Origin of the sequence: Methylobacterium longum (assembly GCF_022179385.1) — a bacterium.
GTDB classification, from domain to species: Bacteria; Pseudomonadota; Alphaproteobacteria; order Rhizobiales; family Beijerinckiaceae; genus Methylobacterium; species Methylobacterium longum.
This window is the reverse complement of sequence record NZ_BPQS01000037.1, coordinates 30983-50624: the sequence shown is the minus strand read 5'-3', so window position 1 is coordinate 50624 and position 19642 is coordinate 30983. Positions and strand designations below refer to the sequence as shown.

Annotated in this window: 30 protein-coding genes and 3 pseudogenes; 10 read left to right on the top strand and 23 right to left on the bottom strand. The window is 67.0% G+C overall.

What is annotated here, in order from left to right; translation table 11 throughout:
* From MFF58_RS23495 to MFF58_RS23435, 13 genes and pseudogenes are all read right to left on the bottom strand, one after another.
* A pseudogene (locus MFF58_RS23495) lies at positions 1 to 276 on the bottom strand (Hint domain-containing protein); the annotation flags it as partial.
* 431 nt (positions 277 to 707) lie between these two features.
* On the bottom strand, positions 708 to 1580 hold the full coding sequence (locus tag MFF58_RS32645) for a transcription termination/antitermination protein NusG (protein ID WP_373323379.1): 873 nt from the start codon (positions 1578 to 1580) through the stop codon (positions 708 to 710).
* A 202-nt stretch (positions 1581 to 1782) separates the two neighbouring features.
* Positions 1783 to 2922: a DUF1376 domain-containing protein gene (locus MFF58_RS23485; protein WP_238291419.1), complete on the bottom strand. Its 1140-nt coding sequence runs from the start codon at positions 2920 to 2922 to the stop codon at positions 1783 to 1785.
* Complete coding sequence (locus tag MFF58_RS23480) at positions 2922 to 4376, bottom strand: replicative DNA helicase (protein WP_238291418.1); 1455 nt, start codon at positions 4374 to 4376, stop codon at positions 2922 to 2924. Before MFF58_RS23480 ends, MFF58_RS23485 begins: the two co-directional genes overlap by 1 nt.
* A 4-nt stretch (positions 4377 to 4380) precedes the next feature.
* A complete protein-coding gene (locus MFF58_RS23475; RefSeq protein WP_238291417.1) occupies positions 4381 to 4959 on the bottom strand; it encodes an MT-A70 family methyltransferase in 579 nt (192 codons plus the stop codon).
* Positions 4956 to 5471 (bottom strand): RuvC family protein, encoded by a 516-nt coding sequence (locus MFF58_RS23470; RefSeq protein WP_238291416.1) that lies wholly within the window; start codon positions 5469 to 5471, stop codon positions 4956 to 4958. Before MFF58_RS23470 ends, MFF58_RS23475 begins: the two co-directional genes overlap by 4 nt.
* Before the next feature lie 3 nt (positions 5472 to 5474).
* Complete coding sequence (locus MFF58_RS23465) at positions 5475 to 5885, bottom strand: hypothetical protein (RefSeq protein ID WP_238291415.1); 411 nt, start codon at positions 5883 to 5885, stop codon at positions 5475 to 5477.
* A gap of 53 nt (positions 5886 to 5938) precedes the next feature.
* Positions 5939 to 6382 (bottom strand): Ros/MucR family transcriptional regulator, encoded by a 444-nt coding sequence (locus MFF58_RS23460; protein ID WP_238291414.1) that lies wholly within the window; start codon positions 6380 to 6382, stop codon positions 5939 to 5941.
* A 46-nt stretch (positions 6383 to 6428) separates the two neighbouring features.
* Positions 6429 to 6767: a dATP/dGTP diphosphohydrolase domain-containing protein gene (locus MFF58_RS23455; protein WP_238291412.1), complete on the bottom strand. Its 339-nt coding sequence runs from the start codon at positions 6765 to 6767 to the stop codon at positions 6429 to 6431.
* Positions 6768 to 6784: 17 nt separating this feature from the next.
* Positions 6785 to 7153: a hypothetical protein gene (locus tag MFF58_RS23450; RefSeq protein ID WP_238291410.1), complete on the bottom strand. Its 369-nt coding sequence runs from the start codon at positions 7151 to 7153 to the stop codon at positions 6785 to 6787.
* A 406-nt stretch (positions 7154 to 7559) separates the two neighbouring features.
* Positions 7560 to 7916, bottom strand: a complete 357-nt coding sequence (locus tag MFF58_RS23445) for a hypothetical protein (protein WP_238291409.1) — start codon at positions 7914 to 7916, stop codon at positions 7560 to 7562.
* Entirely contained in the window at positions 7916 to 8086 is a 171-nt protein-coding gene (locus MFF58_RS23440) for a hypothetical protein (protein WP_238291408.1), read from the bottom strand. Before MFF58_RS23440 ends, MFF58_RS23445 begins: the two co-directional genes overlap by 1 nt.
* Positions 8083 to 8331 (bottom strand): helix-turn-helix domain-containing protein, encoded by a 249-nt coding sequence (locus tag MFF58_RS23435; RefSeq protein ID WP_238291407.1) that lies wholly within the window; start codon positions 8329 to 8331, stop codon positions 8083 to 8085. Before MFF58_RS23435 ends, MFF58_RS23440 begins: the two co-directional genes overlap by 4 nt.
* A gap of 37 nt (positions 8332 to 8368) precedes the next feature.
* Between MFF58_RS23435 and MFF58_RS23430 the strand changes: the two genes are divergently transcribed.
* From MFF58_RS23430 to MFF58_RS23400, 7 genes are all read left to right on the top strand, one after another.
* The gene (locus MFF58_RS23430) at positions 8369 to 8824 is read left to right on the top strand and encodes a helix-turn-helix domain-containing protein (protein WP_238291406.1); all 456 of its coding nucleotides are present in this window, start codon (positions 8369 to 8371) and stop codon (positions 8822 to 8824) included.
* 438 nt (positions 8825 to 9262) lie between these two features.
* Positions 9263 to 9424 (top strand): hypothetical protein, encoded by a 162-nt coding sequence (locus MFF58_RS23425; protein WP_238291405.1) that lies wholly within the window; start codon positions 9263 to 9265, stop codon positions 9422 to 9424.
* On the top strand, positions 9424 to 9630 hold the full coding sequence (locus tag MFF58_RS23420) for a hypothetical protein (RefSeq protein WP_238291404.1): 207 nt from the start codon (positions 9424 to 9426) through the stop codon (positions 9628 to 9630). The genes MFF58_RS23425 and MFF58_RS23420 overlap by 1 nt, the downstream gene beginning before the upstream one ends.
* Entirely contained in the window at positions 9630 to 9992 is a 363-nt protein-coding gene (locus tag MFF58_RS23415) for a hypothetical protein (RefSeq protein ID WP_238291403.1), read from the top strand. Before MFF58_RS23420 ends, MFF58_RS23415 begins: the two co-directional genes overlap by 1 nt.
* Before the next feature lie 3 nt (positions 9993 to 9995).
* The gene (locus tag MFF58_RS23410) at positions 9996 to 10367 is read left to right on the top strand and encodes a hypothetical protein (RefSeq protein ID WP_238291402.1); all 372 of its coding nucleotides are present in this window, start codon (positions 9996 to 9998) and stop codon (positions 10365 to 10367) included.
* 1 nt (position 10368) lies between these two features.
* Positions 10369 to 11169 (top strand): ERF family protein, encoded by an 801-nt coding sequence (locus MFF58_RS23405; RefSeq protein ID WP_238291400.1) that lies wholly within the window; start codon positions 10369 to 10371, stop codon positions 11167 to 11169.
* 1 nt (position 11170) lies between these two features.
* Positions 11171 to 11806, top strand: a complete 636-nt coding sequence (locus tag MFF58_RS23400) for a lambda exonuclease family protein (RefSeq protein WP_238291399.1) — start codon at positions 11171 to 11173, stop codon at positions 11804 to 11806.
* 319 nt (positions 11807 to 12125) lie between these two features.
* Here the strand turns inward: MFF58_RS23400 and MFF58_RS23395 are convergent, their stop codons facing one another.
* From MFF58_RS23395 to MFF58_RS23375, 5 genes are all read right to left on the bottom strand, one after another.
* Entirely contained in the window at positions 12126 to 12302 is a 177-nt protein-coding gene (locus MFF58_RS23395) for a hypothetical protein (RefSeq protein ID WP_238291398.1), read from the bottom strand.
* 196 nt (positions 12303 to 12498) lie between these two features.
* Positions 12499 to 12765: a hypothetical protein gene (locus MFF58_RS23390; protein WP_238291397.1), complete on the bottom strand. Its 267-nt coding sequence runs from the start codon at positions 12763 to 12765 to the stop codon at positions 12499 to 12501.
* Positions 12766 to 13001: 236 nt separating this feature from the next.
* On the bottom strand, positions 13002 to 13280 hold the full coding sequence (locus MFF58_RS23385; protein WP_238291396.1) for a hypothetical protein: 279 nt from the start codon (positions 13278 to 13280) through the stop codon (positions 13002 to 13004).
* Between the two features lie 91 nt (positions 13281 to 13371).
* Positions 13372 to 13623 carry a PilZ domain-containing protein gene (locus MFF58_RS23380; protein ID WP_238291395.1) on the bottom strand — a complete coding sequence of 84 codons (252 nt, stop codon included), beginning with the start codon at positions 13621 to 13623 and terminating at the stop codon, positions 13372 to 13374.
* Positions 13624 to 13838: 215 nt separating this feature from the next.
* A complete protein-coding gene (locus MFF58_RS23375) occupies positions 13839 to 14162 on the bottom strand; it encodes a hypothetical protein (RefSeq protein WP_238291394.1) in 324 nt (107 codons plus the stop codon).
* 199 nt (positions 14163 to 14361) lie between these two features.
* Between MFF58_RS23375 and MFF58_RS23370 the strand changes: the two genes are divergently transcribed.
* Entirely contained in the window at positions 14362 to 14637 is a 276-nt protein-coding gene (locus MFF58_RS23370; protein WP_238291393.1) for a hypothetical protein, read from the top strand.
* A gap of 361 nt (positions 14638 to 14998) precedes the next feature.
* On the opposite strand, the gene MFF58_RS23365 is transcribed toward MFF58_RS23370, so the two are convergent.
* Positions 14999 to 15340 carry a hypothetical protein gene (locus MFF58_RS23365; RefSeq protein WP_238291392.1) on the bottom strand — a complete coding sequence of 114 codons (342 nt, stop codon included), beginning with the start codon at positions 15338 to 15340 and terminating at the stop codon, positions 14999 to 15001.
* Positions 15341 to 15467: 127 nt separating this feature from the next.
* Here MFF58_RS23365 and MFF58_RS32640 point away from each other — a divergent pair.
* Positions 15468 to 15659 (top strand): annotated as a pseudogene (locus MFF58_RS32640) (hypothetical protein); the annotation flags it as partial.
* Here MFF58_RS32640 and MFF58_RS23360 read toward each other — a convergent pair.
* Together MFF58_RS23360 and MFF58_RS23355 are read right to left on the bottom strand one after the other, a co-directional pair.
* Complete coding sequence (locus MFF58_RS23360) at positions 15600 to 16220, bottom strand: site-specific integrase (protein WP_373323380.1); 621 nt, start codon at positions 16218 to 16220, stop codon at positions 15600 to 15602. The pseudogene MFF58_RS32640 and the gene MFF58_RS23360 overlap by 60 nt on opposite strands.
* A gap of 421 nt (positions 16221 to 16641) precedes the next feature.
* Positions 16642 to 16857 (bottom strand): annotated as a pseudogene (locus MFF58_RS23355) (Arm DNA-binding domain-containing protein); the annotation flags it as partial.
* A 259-nt stretch (positions 16858 to 17116) separates the two neighbouring features.
* Between MFF58_RS23355 and MFF58_RS23350 the strand changes: the two are divergent.
* Entirely contained in the window at positions 17117 to 17491 is a 375-nt protein-coding gene (locus tag MFF58_RS23350; RefSeq protein WP_238291390.1) for a hypothetical protein, read from the top strand.
* A 112-nt stretch (positions 17492 to 17603) separates the two neighbouring features.
* Here MFF58_RS23350 and MFF58_RS23345 read toward each other — a convergent pair whose 3' ends face one another.
* Complete coding sequence (locus MFF58_RS23345) at positions 17604 to 17912, bottom strand: hypothetical protein (RefSeq protein ID WP_238291388.1); 309 nt, start codon at positions 17910 to 17912, stop codon at positions 17604 to 17606.
* An 8-nt stretch (positions 17913 to 17920) separates the two neighbouring features.
* Positions 17921 to 19612, bottom strand: a complete 1692-nt coding sequence (locus MFF58_RS23340) for a methyl-accepting chemotaxis protein (protein ID WP_238291386.1) — start codon at positions 19610 to 19612, stop codon at positions 17921 to 17923.
* Between the last annotated feature and the right edge of the window lie 30 nt (positions 19613 to 19642).

Genomic DNA, 19642 nt, shown 5'->3' with positions numbered 1-19642 from the left:
GGTGATCAGGCCGGACTCGTCGCTGCCGGGATAGCCCGACTGGGTGCGGTCGTGCACGGCCGTGATGGTGAGCGCACCGTCCTTGACGCTGAACGGGTCGTAGCCGGAGGCAGGGTCGACGAACGATGACTTGCCGAAGCCGATGTCTGCCTTGCCGTCGCCCATCCGCCACTCGTCGCGGGCATCCTGCCATTTGGTCTGATCGCCCGACCAGGAGATACTGCGCGTATTAAACTCGTCGTCGAAAGTGAGCTTGTAGCCCGTCAGATCGATCATCAGAATTGCCCCAAACCGGCAAATAACCCTCTGCCAAAGCAGGGGCGTTCAAATCTATGTTATCGGTTCAGAAGGGTTTCGAAGTGTTAACAATTGGTAAACGCTGCGGCCGAAACGGCGGAATGCGTGGTTCGGGTGGCGTCTGGGTGGCAGCACATTCATGGTTTGTGCGATCGGCTGCTTCAGATTGCTCCGTTGATCCCCGCTGCAATATGCGCAGTCGGCTCATTGCTGAGCCGATAGATGGTCATCCGCCGACTCCAACGGTGTTAGCGAATGAACTCCTTGAGGCGTTGCTTCGCCGACCGGCATAGAGCCCAAGCGAGTAGGATTTCTCACCTGCGGCTTCGGCCGTGGTCGATGATGTTTAGGTAACCGTTTGGCCACTCGGCCGACCTGACCTTCGCTTGGCGGCGCGAGATCAATCGCCGTCACACCCGCTCGAACTGCTGCCGCTCCAACTCGACCGGCGTGGCCCGCCCGAAGATGCTGACGGCCACCTTGAAGCGATCGTGGGCCGCATCGGTCTCCTTAACGACGCCATCGAAGCTCGCGAACGGCCCGTCGACCACACGCACCGCCTCGCCGATCTCGATCCGGTCGAGGTCGTCAACCGTCGGTGCAGCGCCGATCAGGACCTCAGCGAAGGCGCGCATCTCCACGTCGGGTATGACGGCGGGGAGGATGACGGGCGTCTCGCGTGGCTGGCCAGCCTCGTCGATGACGGACTCTCGCCGCGCCACCCGCTCGACGTCCCAGGCGAACTCACGATCGTGCCGCAGGCTCGGCATGGCGCCGTAGACGCGCCGCTCCATCAGCCAGGGATGCTCGGCGGCCAACGCCTCCAGCTGGTCGCGATCGGTGAGCCCAACGAAGACGGTATGCTCGAACAGCGCCACCCGGATCCGCCGGATGCGGCCGGAAGCGAGCCGCTGCTCGATCTCGTCACGGGGCCGGAAGTGCGGGATCTTGGCCAGCCGCAGCTTCTCGCATAGCTCGCCGGTGCGGCCGATGCAGGCCTCGACCATCGCCCACTGCTTGCCCTCAGGCAGGTCGTGCTCGGCTCGGCGGGCGGCGATGCGGTCGGCCTCGCGCTGGATCTGCTCTCGGAGGTGGCGCTCGCGCGGGCTCTCCGCTGGCTTCGCCTCCGCCGCGGCCGGGATCTCGCCCTCGCCGATCTCCTCGGCCGGCGTATCGGCCAGCACCTCGCCTCGCCGCATGAACGCCTTGTGGGCCCTGTCGCGCTCCAGCTTCCGCTTGAGCCGCTGCTTCCTCGTCATCCGCCGTCCGACGGTACGTGTCACGCCTGCCCTCCAAGCGATCTCCAGGCAGCCCGTGCCGGCTCGCCACCTCCCCCCGCTGCGGGGGAGGGTCGCTCGATTACGCCCTCAGCCCTCATCGCCCCCGGCACCTGCGCCGCCAGCGCGCGGGTCGCCTCGCGGTGCCGCCGGTCCCAGAGCAGGACCGAGCCGGACGGCGCGCTGCGGCGAGGCGCGAGCCGGCGCATTACGCCGCCTCCAGCAGCAGCCGCGATGGAATCCGGCATCCGAGCTGACCGGGCGGCGGGCCGAGCACGGCCTCCGACCAGGCACCAGCGTCCTGCCGAAACCGCTCGATCCACTTCCGCAGCGTCGGCTCGGGCCAGCGGCCGGAGACGCCGAGGTCGACCATGTCCCCGGGCGGCGTCGGGGCGGATGGCGTCGCCGGCAGGCCCTGCGCGGTTCGGCCCTGGCGCTGGACGGCTACTCGCTCGGCGACGGTGTCGGCCAGCAACGTCCATGTCCGGATCGGCACCCGCCGCGCCGCGACGAGGTCGAGCAGGACCGGGACGATCTCGGCCTCCAGATCGACGCCGGACGCCTCGAGCCGAGCCATCGGGCTGACGACGAGGTCCTGCACCCAGTCCCGGGGCAGCACCTCCCGGCATCGGCGCTCGACCCGGTCGAAGTTCTCCCGGCAATTCCAGGCCAGCGGCGGCGCGGCGGCGGTCGGCGCGCGGGGTACAGGTTCACAGGCGCCCGCCGGGTTATGCTCTTCTTCAGTACTGCTATGCCCTGCTATGGGTGAATGTAACGGTGACCGTGACGTGATCGCGACGGTTTCGTCACGTCGTTCGTGACGTACATCGTGACGTTGCTCGTCACTACCTTCGTTACGTTGACCGTTACGACCAACGTTACGGTCGACCGTTTCGTTGACATCATTGGTTTTTTTGCCGCCGGACGGAGGGGTCTGGTCGGGATCGACCTTCGCCTGTCTGGCGCGCGTCGCCGCCGCAGTCCTCTCCCTGCGCGCATCCTTCGATTTTGCGGCTCTGAGCACGTCCTCGCATAAAACCCGATGATAGAAGCGATTATCGGAGCACAGGACGAAGCCTCGCAGCGCGATCGCCTTGACCTTTTTCCACCGTCCGCCGGCGCCAGAGAAGGCCGCCAGGAGCCGGTCGTCGTTGGGCAGCGATCCGGCCGGACGCTGCCGCCAAGCGTGCCCCCAGAGCGCCACCGCGGCCTTGAACTCTTCCCCCGTCGAGAGGGCCCAGAGTTCGGAGTGGAACAGCCGATCGATGTCGAGGAGGAAGCTGGAGAGGCCGGCGATGTCGATATCGGCGGGGACCAGCGGCGCGGGCAGGTCGTCGCGTTGGGTCATCAGGTGCCCCCTCGGGTGGTCTGGGCGATGGAGGAGTGGGCCACGTCGCACCACAAGTTAAGGGTGCAGGGCGGGCCCGAGCGGTTCTTGCCGAGGATCAGCTCCAGCCGGTGCTGGACCTTGGTGAAGCGGTCGGCGAGTTCCGGCGTCGGAGAGGCCTTGAGCTTGCGCTCGACGTAGACGGCCTCGCGGAAGAGCAGCAGCACCGCGTCGGCGTCCTGCTCCAGCTCGCCCGAGTCGCGCAGGTCGGCCGGCGTCGGGCGGCGATCCTCGCGCTCCTGCTTCTCGACCCCGCGGTTGAGCTGGGCGAGCAGGACGATGCAGATGTCCTCGGACTTGGCGAGTTGCTTCAGCGAGCCCGAGATCTCGCCGATCTCGAGGACGCGCTGGCCCTGGTACCGGTCCGAGACCTTGATGAATTTCAGGTAGTCGACGAACACGACGCCGAGGCGGACGCCGACCTTCGCGAGCCGGCGTTTCTCGGCTTTCACGCCGAACGCGATCTGGGCCACCGTGACGCCCGGCTCGCATTCGAGGCGCAGATGCAGCTTGTCGAAGCTCGCCGCGGCCTGCTCGATGCGCCAGGCCTCCTCGTCGTCGATCTCGACGCCGGCCATGATCTTGCCGAAAGGCAGCGGCCGGTTGTGCACGTAGGACAGGTCGGCGAGGTACCGGGCGATTTGCTGATCCCGGGTCACCTCGCATTGGTAGACGAGCACGCCGGCCGTCTTCGCGGCGAGCCGGGACAGCGTCGTCATGACGACCGTCTTACCCATGCCGGGCCGCCCGGCGAGCAGCCAGAGCTGGCCGCGCTGAAAGCCGCCGTTGGTGACGCGGTCGAGCTCGTGCAGCCCCGTCGAGATCGAGGTGGATCCCATCATGCCGGACCTGAGCTGAGCGATGCGGTTGAGCATCCAGGCGCTCGCCTCGGGCGCGGACTGGCCCGCGAGATGCGCCTGGGGGACGACGGCGCGGACGTCGAGCAGCGCCTGCTCGGTCTCGTCGATGATCGCCTGGGCCAGCGTTCCAGGCGCGGAGGTGTGCGCCTTTCCGGACAGGTCCTCGGCGATCGCCAGCAGCGCGCGGCGAGAGGCGAGGTCGCGCACGACCTGCGCGTAGCTGACCGCGTCCCACGACAGCAGCTCGCCGGTGCACGCCGTGAGGTAGGCGATGGCCGGGCGGTCGCCGATGTTCGGCCGCGGCAGGTAGCCCTTCACGCTGATCGGGGTGGGCGTGCTGCCAGCCGCGGCCAGCCCCTCGATCACCGCGAACACCTCCTGATGGTCGGCGAAGTAGAAGTGCTCGGGTCGGACGATCTGCGTCACCGGCGCGATCTGCTCCGGCTTCATCATCAGGATGCCGATCAGCGCCTGCTCGGCCTCGATGTTGTGCGGCGGCGCCGCGGGCGCGTCGGACTGGCGGAACGGGAGGACGTTCTCGGAATCGCGGGGCATGCCGCTACTCCGCCTCCATGGCGGGCGCATCGAACTTGCCCGCTTCGTGGCCCCAGGCCGTCCAGCCCGAGCGGGCCTCACGCGAAAACAAGTCGGCTCGACGCAGCGCTCCGGGCAGAAGCGCCTCGGCCGCGGCATAGGCCTCGTCGGGCTTGCGGCTGTGCTCGCGCGCCGGCGCCATGATGACGCTGCGGACCGCGCGTCCGGCGCGCGGCCGGCCCAGGCGCCCGATCAGGAAGGGCTCGGAGGCGCTGCGCAGGACGTAGCCGGTCCCGAAAGCGAGCTTGCCGCCGGAGGTGGTCTTCACCCACGTGCCGGAGGTCGAGAACGTGAAGCCCCAGGCCGCCATCACCGCGAGCGCCTGCGGCAGCATCGGGTTCGTGGCCCAGAGCCAGAGGAAGGCGTCACCCCGCGCGAGTTGTGCGACCGGCAGCGCCTTGATCGCGTCGAGCGGCATGCAGGCGTATTGCGCCTGCGGGCTCTTCGCCTCGCCATTCTCGGAGTGGAGCGCGAAGGCCCACGGCGGATCGACCATGAGCATGTCGAAGCCGAAGGGCTGCAGGTCGCCGAAGGGCCAGGTCATGCCGTTCGAACTCCGAGCGCGCCGAGGGCGAACCGCTTGCCGTGCTGCGGCGCCTTCTCGTGGACGGTGCAGGCCCAAAGACCGAGGGCGTCGGCGGCGTTGTCGTCCTTCGGATCCCAACCGTGCCGGCGGGCCGCCTCGATCATCGCGGTCTTGTCCGCGCAACCGCTGCCGGCGAAAAACTTCTTGACGCTCTGCAGGTGGTGCTCGGCGCAGCGCACTTGGCGGAGGTTGCACACGAACTCGGTGTGCCAAGCGAGGCCCCCGAGCTTGCGCGCGGTGGTCAGGGTGGTCTGACCCGCCAGGATCGGCGCCTCGAACACGATCAGCGCCGGGCTCTCCAGCGTTATCATGTCGAGGAGCCACTCGTTGTAGGCGGCGGCGAAGCGGCCGATGTCCTCGTACGTCGAAGGCAGGACCTTCGTGCCGTAGCGCGGCTCCGAGTCCGGAGAGCCGACGGCCCAGCCGGTCTTGGTCGCGAGGTCGAGGGCGAGGATCTTCGGCAGCGCCATGGCTCAGTGCACCGCCGGCTCGAGTTGCTTGATGCCCTTCAGCCGCTTCTTGTTCTCAGCGAACTGATCCTGCTCTGCGGCCGCAGCGTCCTGGGCGGCGCGCCGGCCGGCCTCGTCGCCCTCGTCGAACAAATCGGCCTGCGGACCGAGGTCGAGCTTCGTGACGTAGTCGCTGAGCGACTTCAGGAAGTCGTCGCGTTTGTCCTGCTCCATGCGCTTCAGCGACAAGACCAGCTTGAACGCCTTGCGGTTGATGCCGTGCGCCTCCTCGGCGTCCTTCACGGCTGCGCCCAGCTCGCCCCGGGCCTCGTCCATGTCCGCCTTCATGCCGTCGCACTTCGAGATGAGCGACTTCAGCACCTCCGGGTGGATGCCGATCTTCTTCGCGGCGGCTTGCTTCAGCTTCTCTGCCATCGTGCTCTCCTTTGATCAGGCCCGCGCGCCGGACCGGGCGGTTGCGGGTAAGATCAGGCGACGGTGGCGAGCGACGCCGGGCCGCCGGGCACGCCGAGGCCGAGGCTCTTCGCGAGCGCCGAGCGCTGCGCGGAGTAGGCCGGCGCCGTCATCGGATAGTCGGGGCCGAGGCCGAACCGGGCGCGGTAGCTGTCCGGGGTCAGGCCGTGTCCCCGCAGATGCCGCTTCAGCGTTTTGAACGGGCGGCCGTCGATGAAGCTGATCAGCGCGTCCGGCGTCACCGACTTGCGGATCTGGGCGGCGGTCGGCTGCTCGACCGGCTCGATCTCCGCGGCCGCGGGCCGGTCCAAGCCGACAATTGCCGCGTGCACCGAGGCGATCAGCCCCGGCAGAGCGGCGGCCGGGACGGCGTTCGACCGCACGTAGTTCGTGACGATGTTTACGGTGTAGTCGATCGCCGTGTCGATGCCGGGCGTCAGATCGTGGATCTCGGCCATGGTGGGCCTCCAGGTCGCGCGGGAGCGCCCCGCGTGGGCGGGCTGTTCAGCCGGAAAGGCGCGCGCGCGGCCGGTCGTCGGTGCCGATGCCGCGGATCTCGAAGGCGATGAGGAAGCAGACGCAGCAGCCAGCGTGCGCGAGGTGCGATAGGCCGGTCTCAGGATCGACCCGCTCGCCGCCCCACCACGCGGTCAGATGTCGGACTGCGGCCGCGTACAGGCGCGACCAGGCCATGCCCTGCTCCCAATTGCGCGGGGCATACTTGCAAGCGCCGAAGGCAAGCACGCCGACGATGGCGCGGAACGCGTCCCACGGCGCGAGGTCCCACGGGTCCTTTCCGGCGTCGTCCTTGCGGCCCTCGGCCGGACCGGCGATCTCGAGCATCGGGCGGGCAGAACCGGTCACTGAGCGCCCCCGACCATGCGATCATGGAGCGCGCGAGCTTCGTTCAGGAGCGCCGCCGCCTTACCCACCAGCTGCGGATCTTGCGGACGGCCCAGGCCGCGAGCGTTCTCCAGCTCGCGGGTGAGGGCGGCGATTTCATTCTGCAAGTCCTCGACGGCGTAGCGGGTCAGACCGGCCCGCAGGTCCGCGTCCAACCGCTTCAGCCGGCCACGGAGCAAGTTGTAGAGCGTACCCGGCGACCAGCCGAACTCGGCTGCGAGGCGGTCGCGGGCCTCATCGAGGGTCAACCCGGTGCGCGCCGCGTGTCGGCGGACGCAAGATCGGGCGAGAGTTTCGGCGGCGTCGAGGTAGAGGGTCGCGCTCACGCGACGGCTCCCTGGATACGATGTCCTGCGGCGCTGGATGCGCATGCCAATTCCCGCGTGCTGTTGTGCAGACACGGAAGCGGCAGGAGCCGGAGATGCAGGAGGTTGACGGGGTACGCAGAGACACGACGAGCACCCAGGCCGGCAGCTTGCAGGCACGGCGGCATGGGCGCGGGAAGTGAAAAGGCCGGGACCCGAAGGCCCCGGCAGTCGAGGGAGGAAACGCTCACTGGAGCGCGCCCCTCGGGGGGCCTGGGATCGCGCGATGCGCGCGAAGCTGGTGCAAGACGGTAAGAGGCGCCGGGGCTTTCCCGGCCCATGCCCGGAAGACGGGTTCCGCTCAGAACGTGTCCACGGACGTCCTGGTCGAGGTCGATCGCGCCGGGGCGCGAAGCTGATGCGAGGCTCACCGACATGCGGCGGCCTCATGGTGAGCATGGCCAGCCGCTGTGACGGCGCGAGCCGCCTGCAGGTGCGAGTAGACGCACCCGATGCTCAGGCCGAGATCGAACGCGATGACCTTCGGAATCTTGCCAGCCTCACGAAGCGCGCAGATCTGCGCACGACGCGCCTCGCCGGCCTCGACGGTCCGACGTACCGATTCCGCAGCGACGCGCTCATCATGATCGGCGGGGCAGGCGACGCCGCGGCACACCTTGCTGACCGCGGGCTTGCTCACGCAGTACCGCGCGGCCAGCCGACCAAGCGTCCAGCCCTGCGCCCGCAGCGATCGGCACTCGGCCTTTTCGACGCGGCCGGCCATCACGCCGCCATCCGGGCGAGCAGCAGGAACAGCACGCCGATGCCGGCCATGCTGAACAGCACATCGGTGACGACGAGCGTGGCGCGCCCGGCGATGGTGAAAACGAGACCGGCGCCGAGCGTCGCCGAGGCGATGCACCACCAGCCGAGGAAGGTTAGGAGCCAAGTCATGCGGCCACCATCTCGGCAGGCGCACGCCGTGCAGCACGCTCTTGCGCGATAAGCACGTGATCAATGGCAGTGACCTCACCGCCAGTGATGCGCTGAATTTCAGCCGCGACCTCGATCGAGGGCATGGCATCACCATTCTTCACGCGCGTGATGAAGGACGGATCGCGGCCCAGCTCTTTGGCCAGGGCAACTACCGTCATGCCTTCGCGCTTGAGCCAATCTGCGAGCGTCATGTCGCAAAACATGCATCTCATACACAATGCATGTCAAGCACGTTTGTGCATGCCGAAGCGTGGTGTTGCGCTCGCGCTCAGCGAAAATATCGGCATGCCACCGATCGCTAAGCCCAAGCGCGAACGTCGACCCAGCTTCCTCCGTCAGTGGCGGAAGAGCCTCAACATGACGCTTGAGGCGGTTGGTGAGCAGGTTGGCATGACGGGCCCAAATCTCGGGCGGATCGAGAAGGGGGAAGTGCCATACTCGCAGGATCTGCTGGAGCAGCTTGCAGAGATTTACGGCTGCGAAGTCGCAGACTTGCTGATCCGCAATCCTGCGGACCCAGAGGGGATGTGGTCCCTCTGGCAGCAGGCGAAGCCGGAACAGCGCCGTGTCATTACCAGTATGGCACGAGGCCTTTTAAGTGATGGGTCTACAGTGGCCACCGCCAACATGGATCACGATCGCGATCCTTCTCGAAAGCAAGTGTCACACAGAACGGTAAAACGCCGCTCTGCATAAGAAGCACGAGCTTGCCTATCTCATCGTTTCTGGGATCACCGCGCCAAGCGTAAGCGATTACACCGATCCTCCTGTCCTCCAAACCTCTTGCCACGCGAACTGCATCATCCGCAGACGACGCGCGAATTGGCTCTTCCGCTTCAATGCCGCCGGTCACGCTCTCGCGGTAGGCTTGGATCATGAACCGTTCAATCGTCGGCACACTCGCCTCCTGATTGCATTCAGGCTGGCAGGAACGCGACGGTCGCGCAAGAACACAACAGGAACAAACACTCTGGGGCGAAGAATCCTTTCGGAATAGCGGGTTGGCCTGTGGATCGGCGGGGAAAACTGCCTTCCGCCATAAAAATGCATGTAATGCACATTTGCGCTTGACGCAAATAATGCATGGGGTGCACATTGTTGCCATCGCCGCTCACCGAGCCGATGGAGCCCTCGATGCTCACCGCCCTCGACCACTACATCGCCCACGCCTCGACCCTGAAGCTGGTCTGCACCGTCCAGGTCGCGGCGGTTTTCATCGGTCTCGGACCGTTCGCGCCGCTCTGGATCGCTGACCACGTCCGCGCCTACCAGGCCGCCTCGCAGGGCGCCCGCTGATGCGCCCGTTCTTCGCCATCGCCCCATACGCCGTCGCCCCCCGCGGCCGCGCCTACGCCGTCTGGCTCGGCACCGAGCTGATCGAGCACGGCTTCGACTGCGAGGCCGACGCCTACGGCCGCGCCCACGACCTGCTCGACGCCGACGAGGATGAGGCCGCGGCGCAGGCTGAGTTCGAGGCGCAGCGCTTCCTGGAGGCCGCGTGATGTCGGCCGTTGATGCTCTTCCCCGCGAGGAGATGCTGCGCTCCTCCCGCGGCCTGCGCGGCTCGCCCGCCCTGCCGCTGTCCGCGTGGCGCGGCGCATCCGGTCGCCGGTACGTCGTCGGTGTCCACTCGGCTCAGAGTTTTGAACTCGACGAGGCCGAGGAAGATGTCTGCTTCGCCGTCGAGCGCGGCACCAACGGCATCGCCCGACTGATCAGCGTCGCGACGAGCATGGGCCTCGGCGACGCCGAGCGCTGGCTGCGCAAGGTCCGGAAGGCCGGCGCCACCGAGATCCACGTCCACCGCCTCTGCGACAACGCCGCCGAGCGAGCCGCCGTCGCCGCCGATCTGTCCGAGGGCTGACCGGTGATCCTCGTCTTCGACGCCGCAACCCTGGCGCTGCTCGGCGCCGTCTTCGCTCCCCAGGAGGCCGCCATGCCCCGCGCCGCTGCTCGCGCCGAACCCGTTCCGCTCATCACCCCGCGCGACGTCGCCCTGCGCCTCTACGACCAGGGCTACGTCGCCCTGACGCTGCCGCGGCGCGAGGAGGACCTCGCCGTCGCGATCATGAAGGCCTTCGAGGGCACCGGCACGCGCTTCGGCGACCTGCCAGCGCGCCGGGCCGACTTCGCGGCGGTCCGCCAGCATCTGGAGCTGATCACGCGGGAGGCTGAGCAGGTCGGGCGATCGCTGGAGTGCCCCCGATATGCCCCCGCGTTCATGAAGAAGGCCGACTGATATGACTCAGCCGCAGCAGCAGATCGCTACCGTCGAGGAGCAGCGCGCCGCGCCGCCTGCAGTCGCCCAGTCCGAGGGCGCCGCCCTGCTCTCGATGATCGAGCGCATGGCGCGGGATCCCGCTGTCGATCCGGACCGCATCGAGCGGTTCATGGTCATGGCTCGAGAGGCTCGCGCGGATCAGGCGCGGGTCGCCTTCAACGCCGCGATGTCGGCGTGCCAGGCCGAGCTGCCCCGAGTTCTACGAGATGCCAGGAACAGCCACTCCGGCGCGGCCTACGCTCGCCTGGAGAGCATCGCCAAGGCCACGGCGCCGATCATCGCCCGCCACGGCTTCTCGCTCTCGTTCGGCACGGAGTCCTCGCCGAGCAAGGACATGCTGCGCGTCACCTGCACCTGCGCCCACGAGGCCGGTCACGAGCGCGCCTATCATCTCGACCTGCCGCCTGACACGGCTGGCGCCCAGGGCAAGGCGAACAAGACGCCGATCCAGGGCATCGGCTCCACGATCACCTACGCGCGGCGCTACCTCGTCCTGCAGGTGTTCAACATCGCGCTGACGAACGAACCGCACGACACGGACGGCGCACCAGCCGGCGGCGGCAGCGACGAGGTGATCAGCGACGCGCAGGCCGAGCAGATCCGCTCCCAGCTCACCGAGCACAAGATCCCGCCGGACCGCCTGCTGCGGTTCTTCGGCGTCGAGAGCGTACCGGACCTGCCTGCGGTCCGATTCAACGAGGTGCTCGCGTCGATCAAGACCACCGTGGCCAACCGCGCCCGTCAGCAGGAGGGCCGCTGAGATGGCTGACATGGTCCAGGGTAGCCCCGAGTGGCTGGACGCCCGTTGCGGCAAGGTCACCGCCTCCCGCGTCGCCGACGTGCTGGCGGTAAAGCGAGACGGCAAGCCGACGGCCGAGCGCGAGCGCTACCTGATGGAGCTCGTCGGCGAGCGTCTGACCGGCCTCGCCACGTCGCACTACCTCACTGGCCCGATGCTGGAGGGCTCGGAGCGCGAGCCGCAGGCGGCCGACGCCTACGCCTTCCTTTATGGGGCTGACATCGAAAAGGTCGGCTTCGTCGAGCACCCGTCGATCGCCATGGCCGGCGCCAGCCCGGATCGGCTGGTGGGCGACCTCGGCCTCGTCGAGATCAAGTGCCCGACGCTGCGCACGCACCTCGACACGCTACTCACGGGCGAGATCCCGGACCAGTACCTGCCGCAGATGCGCTGGCAGATGGCCTGCACCGGCCGCGCCTGGTGCGACTTCGCCACGTGGCATCCCGGGGTCCCGCCGCACCTTCGTCTGTGGGTGAAGCGCCTGCACCGCGACGACGCGCAGATCGCGAAGGACGAGGCGGCGGTCAGCACCTTCCTATCCGAGGTCGACGCCCGGGTGGCGAAACTGCTCGGCACCGACCAGGCGGAAGCGGCCTGATGATCGCTCTCCCATGCCTCCGCTGCCCCGCCACCGGCTGGGATAGCCACGACGACCGGCAAACCGAGACGACAGCCGTGAGGTCTCAGACGAAGTGCGGCGGCAGGATCATGAATTGTGCGTGCACCACCAGACTGAACGCCATCGCGGCCGTCACGACGGCGTCGACGAAGCGGCTGCGCACGGTGGCTGGCTTAGTCATCGGAAGCTCCCTCGTCGCGGCTGCCGTCGATCGGCTCCGTTGGGAGAGGCTTATGGCAAAGCTCGCTGTCGGGTCGATTTCCTTGATTGTTGCGTCAGTGACGTGGCTGTTTCGCTCTCAGCCCATGCTCAGCGCGAGCACGAGCTGCTGTCCGGTGACGGCCAGGCCGGTCAGGAGGCCGCCAACCAGGAACACGTCGAAGACGCCCCGCTCCGGCTCAGGACGGGCCCGGGCGACGGGCGGCGTTTGTGCGCCGGGCCGGCGAAGTTGCACCACGTTTTCCGAGGTCCTCACGACCGCCTCCATCATTATTGCTGGAGCGTGTCTAGGCTCGAATGACGCTGCTCGGCATGCGCTAACGCACATCCGCGCAGCCACTGGCGAGCGGCGCGAGGCGTCGTGCGATCCGGCGACCGGCCGGGCGTTCGGGGAGAAGCAGGCCAAGCGGGCGAAGAGCTACCTCTTGTGTCCGCTTGGCCTGCCCCTCGTTTCAGTTCTCGACCGCCTCGCGAAGCACGCTGCGGACACGCCCGGCAGCGATAGCAAGGGGCTTGTCCTGCAGGGTCTCGTCCGAAGCATCCTGAGCCGACGAGCCGAGCTGGTAGTCAATCCGGTGCTCGACCGCCGACAGCAGCTCGCGTGCTGCATTCTCGTCGATGCTACGCAGCGTGCGACCCAGGTCAATATAGGCGTTGCGCAGAAGCGCGAAGGCCAAACGCGTCGCGGCTTCATCCGCGATCGGCATCATATCGGTCATAGCGTGTCCTCTACTAAACACGCTCCCCAGACCGCAGGCTCTATATCCGTTCGATTGAGTTTTGTAAAATCAGTACAGATCACACCGGAACTGAGGGCCGTGCTGCTAGTGAGCGCGGTCAATTTTAACACAAGGCAAGCAGTACGAGCTGCATCCCGCCTGGTTACTGGTCGCTATGTTAGCTGCTGCATCGCGTCCCGCCCGGCCTTCGGTGAGCGGGTATGAGCGCGCTGTCGCTACGGGTTCAATCCCGCATCAAGCTTCCGCACCGCGCGGACCGGACTGACGGGATCGTTCTGCGACCGAGCCTCGATCCGATGGGACATGCGACCGACGCCCATTATGGATCGCAGCTTCGCGGTCACACCGATCATCACCAGCAGCCCAGCCACCAAGGCGAAGACAGTCAGCGTGTGCCGGATCGCGTCGCTGTACTGCTGCTCGGCGTGAACGATCAGCCAGCCCACGCCAACGAACGCGGCGGCGCAGATCAGCGGGATCGTCGGATCGGACATCGCGGCATCAACGGCCGGCGCCTTGGCCAGGTTCAGCGGCGGCTTGCCGCGCCGCCACCAGGAGTGGCTGCATGAACGCGCCTCTCAGCCCTCAAATCACGAAGGTCACCCCGAACAAATGCTTGGTCTGGCGCACCACGACGCATCGTTTGTTCATCCGCAAGCACTCGACGTTTAGCCAGAACGTTTGCGGCAGCCCGGCCGTGTCCTTGACCTCGATCAGCGCGCCAATCTCGGAGGCGTTGCGCACCAGGCAATCGATCGGCGTGAGAGCTCCGTCCGGCAGCAGTTCTCCTAGCCGGAACACGTCGCGACGCGGACGCCCTCGCCGCTCTTCCACCATCGCAGTTCCCGGTCAATTTGACCGCGCTCAACTTGCCAGAGGTCAATTAACAAGCTCTGCCATGACTGATTTCAGAGCCTCCGTTTTGTGGATTGGCAGCCTTCATCAATCTCGCCGATTCCTGATTGCCGATGCGACCGCGGAGTAGCCCCATGGCCGACAGCCCAATCACGCGCGAGATGATCGAGGCGGACCCATCAAGCCAGAGCGGGGCGCTATTGGAGAGATTGCATCTCCGGCGCCATCAAACGCCCGGCATCGAGGAGCGCTCGGACCTTACGTGTCGCGTGCAGAAGTATATCTGGTCGCGCCACCTCCTCGGTGTTCTCTGCGACGAAGCTGATCATCGCCTCATCGATTTGGACTTCGATCTCGTCCATCAGATCGAGGGCCGCCGCCCCCTCGCGCCGCATGATTGCACCGGCCAATGCCAAATAAGCGGCGCTAGCCAAGAGGAATGCAATACCGTTCGCCTCTCGCGCTGCGTCAGACGACGTGACAGCACCGCCTTCATGCTCGTCGGGGTAGCTACCTGTCATCGATCCGCACCCTTTGAACCATTCACCTTCGGGAATGACCTCATTGGTGCGCCGCAAACAACTGGGACAACTGCTTACCGGAACGATTTATTGGAGCCAAATACTGATCATTCCGCCCCAGGATCTGTAAGTACTCGCTTTCTGGTTGCATTCGGATCAATGACGAGGTTGTGGTCTGCTGTTGTGCCCGGAGGCGTCCGTGGCTGAGACCATCTTCATCGCCACCGACCTCGCTGACTGTACCGAGCGCGAGCTTGCACAGCGGCGCCGGGCCTATCCTCGATGGGTTAAGGCCAAGCGCATGACCCAGGCCCTGGCCGATCGCCAGATCGCCCTAATGCAGGCGACCGCGCGCAAGCTCCGCGCGGAGGCCGACGCCGAGGGCGCGAAGGGGGATCTATTCGGCCGGAGCAACAGCGTGCTGGAGATAGGGTCGCAAGCTCCTGCGCAGAAGCACTTTGGCGAGCACCCCTAAGCTCACACAGAAAACAATCAGTCCGGTCAGTAATACGACCCGACTTCCATCCAGATTGTACTGACTTGATAGAAGCAGCAAGGCACATTGGACAAACAATAGTCCGCAGAATGCTGACACTAGACCAGAAAAGAAGGCCAGCAACTTGGATAAGGCGCAACTCAGTGCCAGTCGAACCGAGGCCGCTCGCATCTGCCTCACCTCATTCAAACGCTCGGCTTCTCAACCACAGGGTGAAGCAATGGTTGCATACAGCTTCAAAGCCCATCTCGCCGCCGCGATACCCGCCGGCACGAATGCGACGACGATCCGGGCGGACCGGAAGCGTCACGAGCGCTTGAGCAAGATGGTCCGCCGCCACTCACATCATCGGATGTGTGCGGAGGGGTTGCTGGAGATCGAAAGCCTCGTGTTGCCAATTGGGGTGCCGTGCATCCAGTCGCGTATGCTGGCCAACGTACACGGCCGCCAAAAACCCGAGCAGCAGCAGAAGCGCCAAGGTCACGGCGTCGGTATGCCTGCGAGCAGCATGGATACTGACGCAGTCCAAAGTGAAGAAGGCCGCGAGGACCAGCGGGACAATCATTTCGCGCCACATCGAGATCACCAGCGTGCGTGTCGAAGCCGCTTCTTCGCCTGCCGTTTCGCCCTCGAGGGCAGCACGAAGCTGCATGGAGTAGACGTGCGAGGCCGCCCCGGACATCCCGATCCACGCTGGCAACCGCTCGCCCCGGCGTCCGAGCTCGACAACGCGGGGGCGGCATGAGCACCCCGCCAGACCTCCGCGAGGCCCTAATCGCCTTCATCTCACAGCGCCACGCCCTGCCAGCATGGGCGGCGGCGATCCAAGCCGACGCGCTCATGAAGGCATTCGATGTGCGGCTGAAGGAGCGGGGAGGGGACCGATGACCGACACAGCGCGCCACGTCGTACCGTTCCAGGCGGCCGCTCGCGAGCTCGGCTTAAGCGCGGCGACGCTGCGCCGGATGTGCAAGGACGGCCGAGGCCCGACGCTTCTTCGGCTTAGCGAGCGCCGGCTCGGCGTCCGCCGCGGCGACCTCGACGCTTGGCTGAAGACCCGCGAGGTAGGCGCCGAGCGCGTCTAGGGCCGCGCGCTTCTCCGTGGCATAGATCGCCCGGTTGTAGATGCCGGCCACACCCGCCTTGTGGCCGGAGATGTGGTTGAGCACCGCCTCGACGACGTGCGGCAGCACCTTGAGCCGGTCCGTCATCAGCGTCGCGGCCGTGCGGCGGAGATCGTGCAGCCGCCAGCCCGTGACGCCGGAGCGCTTGTCAAGCGCGGCCTTCGCCTTCGAGAACCCCTGGAAGCCGTTCCCGCCCTGGCCGAACACGAACGGCTGCCCCTCGATGCGCTCCGTGGTCGAGAGGATCAGCAGGGCAGGGGCCGAGAGCGGCACATCGTGGTCGAGGCCGTTCTTCACTCGGTCCCCTGGCAGCGACCAGAGCGCGGACGCGAGATCGACTTCCGGCCACATCATCTCGGCGACCTCGTCGCGGCGCTGCCCCGTCATCAGCAGGAGCCGCACAATCCGGCCGAAGTCGTCGTCGCGGCAGTCCTTCATCACCCGGGCGATCTCGTCCTCCGTGAGGATCCGCGCGCGGCGCGTCTCTGGCGCCGGCTTCGGCACGCCCATGACGGGATTGTGCTCGGCTCGCCCGGTCCCGACGAGCCACGCGAAGTGCGCGGACAGGGCCGAGCGCGCGGTTCGCGGCATGCGGGCCGGTATCGCGCCGGACCTCCGCGAGCCGGTCGGCGATCTGCTGCCGGTCGACCGCGTGGAGCGGGACCTTGTGCAGCGGCTTCCACGTCGTGCGCAGGTAGCGGCCGGCTTCGGCGAGGTAGGACGGGCGCAGGCTCGGGCCCACCGCCTCGAGGTACGGCTCGACGACGGCGCCGAAGGTGATCGCGGCCCGCGCCTTGGCCTTCGCCTTCTCGGCATGCGGATCCTCGCCGAGCTTTGCCCGGGCCAGGCGCTCGCCAGCCGCACGCCGCGCATCGGCGGCCGTCAGCACCCCGACCTTGCCCAGCGTCTCCCGCTTCGATTGTCCGAGCGCGTTGCGGTACTGGACGATCCAGGCCCGCGAGCCGCCCTGGCTCACGCTCAGCCCGAAGCCGGGCAGGTCGTCGTCGAACACCACCACCTTGTCGCGACCGGCCGGGACCTGGACGGCGAGGGCGGACTGGTTGGTGAGGCGCATTGCTTACCGGTAAGCACATAGTAAGCAGGAAGCGCGAGTCGCGTGGCGGGTCCCGCTCACATTATGAGAGGGTACACGCGCGCAAGCCCCTGCCTGAGCGTCACTTCTGGCGTCCGGTAAGCAGTCCTGTCAACCGAATTACTGTATACCCCGTGTTTCGTAATGAGGGGGTCGGGGGTTCGAATCCCTCTTGCGGCACCACCACTTAGCCCTTGGCCTATTGACCGGACCCTGTATCCGGCGCGCCAGAGCCAGTCGCGTGGCGAACAGCCGGCCCGTCTCCGGGCTGCGTAAGTCCGCCGAGATTTTCGGCCATGAGATCTCCGCCGCGGCCGATCCCGCCGGGACACGAACCGACCATCATCCGGACCGCGATCCTGCCGGCGTATCGGGCACAGGGATGAGCGGAGAGCCGTATTTCACGGCGACCGATCAGCGCCTGATGCGAGCCTCGCGCAACTCTGGAGGCTGCATGGGGATCGGCGAACCGGACGCTCGCGGCATCATCGACCGTGTGATCGCCTATCAGCCATGGGCACGGGACGGGGAACTGATGGCCCAGGCGCGAACCTGGATGCTGAGTGCGGTTCGCGGCGGCTGCTCCGCCGCCATTAGGGTCTGTCAGCGGGCATGACGCGTCAGGGGACTGAGCGGATTTTCCGCTGCCGACCAAGCTCCACCACGCGCGAAACGCCATGAGGGCTGCGACCGGCGCCGGGTCTCCACAACCGTTGGAGATGCTGTCGCTACTTCTCCGTGTCGGGGAATCCAGCGGCCAGGTCGGCCAGCCGCTCGATCGCGCCGGCAAGGTCCAGAAGGTGCTGCTCGGCTTCTGAACAGAAGAGCTTGGGCTCCGGCTGCGCCGAGAACGGCTGCCGCGCGGCTTCGCGCAACGCGCGGGCCATCGCGCTCAGGGTCGTGCCCGCCGCTTGGATGTGCGGCGCGCGGGAGCCGAGATCCGCACCTGCCGCGTGCGCCTCCCGCAACGCCCCCAGCACGCGTTGCAGGCCCGACGGGGAGAGGTTTCGAGTGGGGAGTAGATGGACATCAGCCATCGAGCCGCTCACGCCGCGCGGACCGAGCTGAGGAAGCGCGAGACCTCGGCCGCGAGGTGCTCGGACTGGCGCGACAGCCCGGAGGACGAGGCCAGCACTTGAGAGGCCGCGGCGCCGGTCTGTTCCGAGGCTTGGGCCACGCCCGCGATGTTGCTCGTCACCTCCGTCGTCCCGCTGGCAGCCTGAGCCACGTTGCGCACGATCTCCTGCGTGGCCGCGCCCTGCTGCTCCACCGCAGCCGCGATGCTCGTGGCCATGCCGCTGATCTCCCGGATCCGGCCGGCGATGCCGTCGATCGCCGAGGCCGCCTGATCCGTGACGCCCTGCACCTCTCCGATCTGACGTGCGATCTCCTCGGTCGCCTTGGCCGTCTGGTTGGCCAGCTCCTTCACCTCGGAGGCCACAACCGCGAAGCCGCGGCCCGCCTCGCCGGCCCGGGCCGCCTCGATGGTGGCGTTCAGGGCGAGCAGGTTGGTCTGGCCGGCGATGTTCGAGATCAGGCCGACCATGTCGCCGATCTTGGCAGATGTCGCTTTCAGTGCCTGGACGAGTTGACCCGTCTGATCGGCCTCGCCGACCGCCACCTGGGCCAATCCGGCCGAGCCCTGCACCTGCCGGCCGATCTCCTGAACCGAGGCTCCCAGCTCCTCGGCGGCGGCCGCCACGGTGCCGACGTTGGATGCGGCTTCCTCGGCCGCGGCCGCCACGGTGGTGGACTGCGAGGCCGTCTCGTTCGCGGTCGAGGTCATTTGCTGCGCGGTGGCCTGCAGCTCCGTGGCGGAGGACGAAACCATGCCGACGATGCCGCCCACCGCACGCTCGAAGCCATCGGCGAGTTCCACCATGGTGCGCTTGCGCTCGACGGCGGCCGCCTCATCGGCGATGCGCCTGATCTCAGTCTGCTCGGCAGCCTTCTGCGCGACCATCGCCTTGATGCCCTCGACAGCCTTGCCGACGGCGCCGATCTCGTCGCCGCGCTTGGCTTCCTCGATCTCGGCCGCGATGTCGCCCTGCGCCATGCGCTGCAGCACCGCGACGAGGCTCCCGATCGGCCGCGTGATCCCGACGATCGCCACGAACGCGGCGGCCAGCAGACCAGCGAGCATGCCAAGTCCGCTGAACAGCATCAGGCTGTAGCGTGTGGCGTTGGTCTGATCGGTGAGCTCATCCGATTCCGTCTCCATCGCCGCGCCGATGTCGTCGCCGAGCTTGTTGCCCTCTTCCACTAGGACCGCGAAGGTCGGATCGATGGCGCGATGCACGAGCGCGATGGCTTCGGCGTTCTGGTTGGCCAAGCCGAGTCGACGGACCTCGGCGACGTCCTGGACGAACCGGTTCACGCGCGCGGTCTGATCCTCGATCCGGCTGGCAAACGCGGGGGCCTGCGCGCGCAGATTACCGAGCGTCTTCTTCATGACAGGAAGCGCGGACTCGAAGCCCGCATTGGCCGCCTTCATCTGGGCGTCCTCCGTCTCGGAAATGAGGCGATAGACCCAGTAGTTCAGTTCGAAGATCAGGCGGTTCACGCGCCGAGCGGACGCGACTCCCTTGGCTTCACGATTGATGAACGTGGAATAGGCGTGATCGATCTGTGTCATGCGCGATTGCGCGAACCAGACGCAGCCGCCGACGATCAGGCCGATGACGGCGACCACCGCAGTGAGCTTGGGCAGGATCTTTATATTCGAGAGCGCGGGCATGAGAGCATCCAATGACGTGGCGCTCATTAC

What these genes read in the sequence shown, in the direction of transcription:
- MFF58_RS23485 (WP_238291419.1), bottom strand. Translation starts at nt 2,922, where the DNA reads ATGACCCAACGCGACGACCTGCCCGCGCCGCTGGTCCCCGCCGATATC.
- MFF58_RS23465 (WP_238291415.1), bottom strand. Translation starts at nt 5,885, where the DNA reads ATGGCAGAGAAGCTGAAGCAAGCCGCCGCGAAGAAGATCGGCATCCAC.
- MFF58_RS23375 (WP_238291394.1), bottom strand. Translation starts at nt 14,162, where the DNA reads ATGACAGGTAGCTACCCCGACGAGCATGAAGGCGGTGCTGTCACGTCG.
- MFF58_RS23405 (WP_238291400.1), top strand. Translation starts at nt 10,369, where the DNA reads ATGACTCAGCCGCAGCAGCAGATCGCTACCGTCGAGGAGCAGCGCGCC.
- MFF58_RS23415 (WP_238291403.1), top strand. Translation starts at nt 9,630, where the DNA reads ATGTCGGCCGTTGATGCTCTTCCCCGCGAGGAGATGCTGCGCTCCTCC.
- MFF58_RS23480 (WP_238291418.1), bottom strand. Translation starts at nt 4,376, where the DNA reads ATGCCCCGCGATTCCGAGAACGTCCTCCCGTTCCGCCAGTCCGACGCG.
- MFF58_RS23425 (WP_238291405.1), top strand. Translation starts at nt 9,263, where the DNA reads ATGCTCACCGCCCTCGACCACTACATCGCCCACGCCTCGACCCTGAAG.
- MFF58_RS23460 (WP_238291414.1), bottom strand. Translation starts at nt 6,382, where the DNA reads ATGGCCGAGATCCACGATCTGACGCCCGGCATCGACACGGCGATCGAC.
- MFF58_RS23470 (WP_238291416.1), bottom strand. Translation starts at nt 5,471, where the DNA reads ATGGCGCTGCCGAAGATCCTCGCCCTCGACCTCGCGACCAAGACCGGC.
- MFF58_RS23400 (WP_238291399.1), top strand. Translation starts at nt 11,171, where the DNA reads ATGGCTGACATGGTCCAGGGTAGCCCCGAGTGGCTGGACGCCCGTTGC.
- MFF58_RS23435 (WP_238291407.1), bottom strand. Translation starts at nt 8,331, where the DNA reads ATGTTTTGCGACATGACGCTCGCAGATTGGCTCAAGCGCGAAGGCATG.
- MFF58_RS23365 (WP_238291392.1), bottom strand. Translation starts at nt 15,340, where the DNA reads ATGTCCGGGGCGGCCTCGCACGTCTACTCCATGCAGCTTCGTGCTGCC.
- MFF58_RS23475 (WP_238291417.1), bottom strand. Translation starts at nt 4,959, where the DNA reads ATGACCTGGCCCTTCGGCGACCTGCAGCCCTTCGGCTTCGACATGCTC.
- MFF58_RS23440 (WP_238291408.1), bottom strand. Translation starts at nt 8,086, where the DNA reads ATGACTTGGCTCCTAACCTTCCTCGGCTGGTGGTGCATCGCCTCGGCG.
- MFF58_RS23340 (WP_238291386.1), bottom strand. Translation starts at nt 19,612, where the DNA reads ATGCCCGCGCTCTCGAATATAAAGATCCTGCCCAAGCTCACTGCGGTG.
- MFF58_RS23455 (WP_238291412.1), bottom strand. Translation starts at nt 6,767, where the DNA reads ATGCTCGAGATCGCCGGTCCGGCCGAGGGCCGCAAGGACGACGCCGGA.
- MFF58_RS23445 (WP_238291409.1), bottom strand. Translation starts at nt 7,916, where the DNA reads ATGGCCGGCCGCGTCGAAAAGGCCGAGTGCCGATCGCTGCGGGCGCAG.
- MFF58_RS23345 (WP_238291388.1), bottom strand. Translation starts at nt 17,912, where the DNA reads ATGGCTGATGTCCATCTACTCCCCACTCGAAACCTCTCCCCGTCGGGC.
- MFF58_RS23430 (WP_238291406.1), top strand. Translation starts at nt 8,369, where the DNA reads ATGCCGAAGCGTGGTGTTGCGCTCGCGCTCAGCGAAAATATCGGCATG.
- MFF58_RS23420 (WP_238291404.1), top strand. Translation starts at nt 9,424, where the DNA reads ATGCGCCCGTTCTTCGCCATCGCCCCATACGCCGTCGCCCCCCGCGGC.
- MFF58_RS23360 (WP_373323380.1), bottom strand. Translation starts at nt 16,220, where the DNA reads ATGAAGGACTGCCGCGACGACGACTTCGGCCGGATTGTGCGGCTCCTG.
- MFF58_RS23385 (WP_238291396.1), bottom strand. Translation starts at nt 13,280, where the DNA reads ATGTCCGATCCGACGATCCCGCTGATCTGCGCCGCCGCGTTCGTTGGC.
- MFF58_RS23390 (WP_238291397.1), bottom strand. Translation starts at nt 12,765, where the DNA reads ATGACCGATATGATGCCGATCGCGGATGAAGCCGCGACGCGTTTGGCC.
- MFF58_RS23380 (WP_238291395.1), bottom strand. Translation starts at nt 13,623, where the DNA reads ATGGTGGAAGAGCGGCGAGGGCGTCCGCGTCGCGACGTGTTCCGGCTA.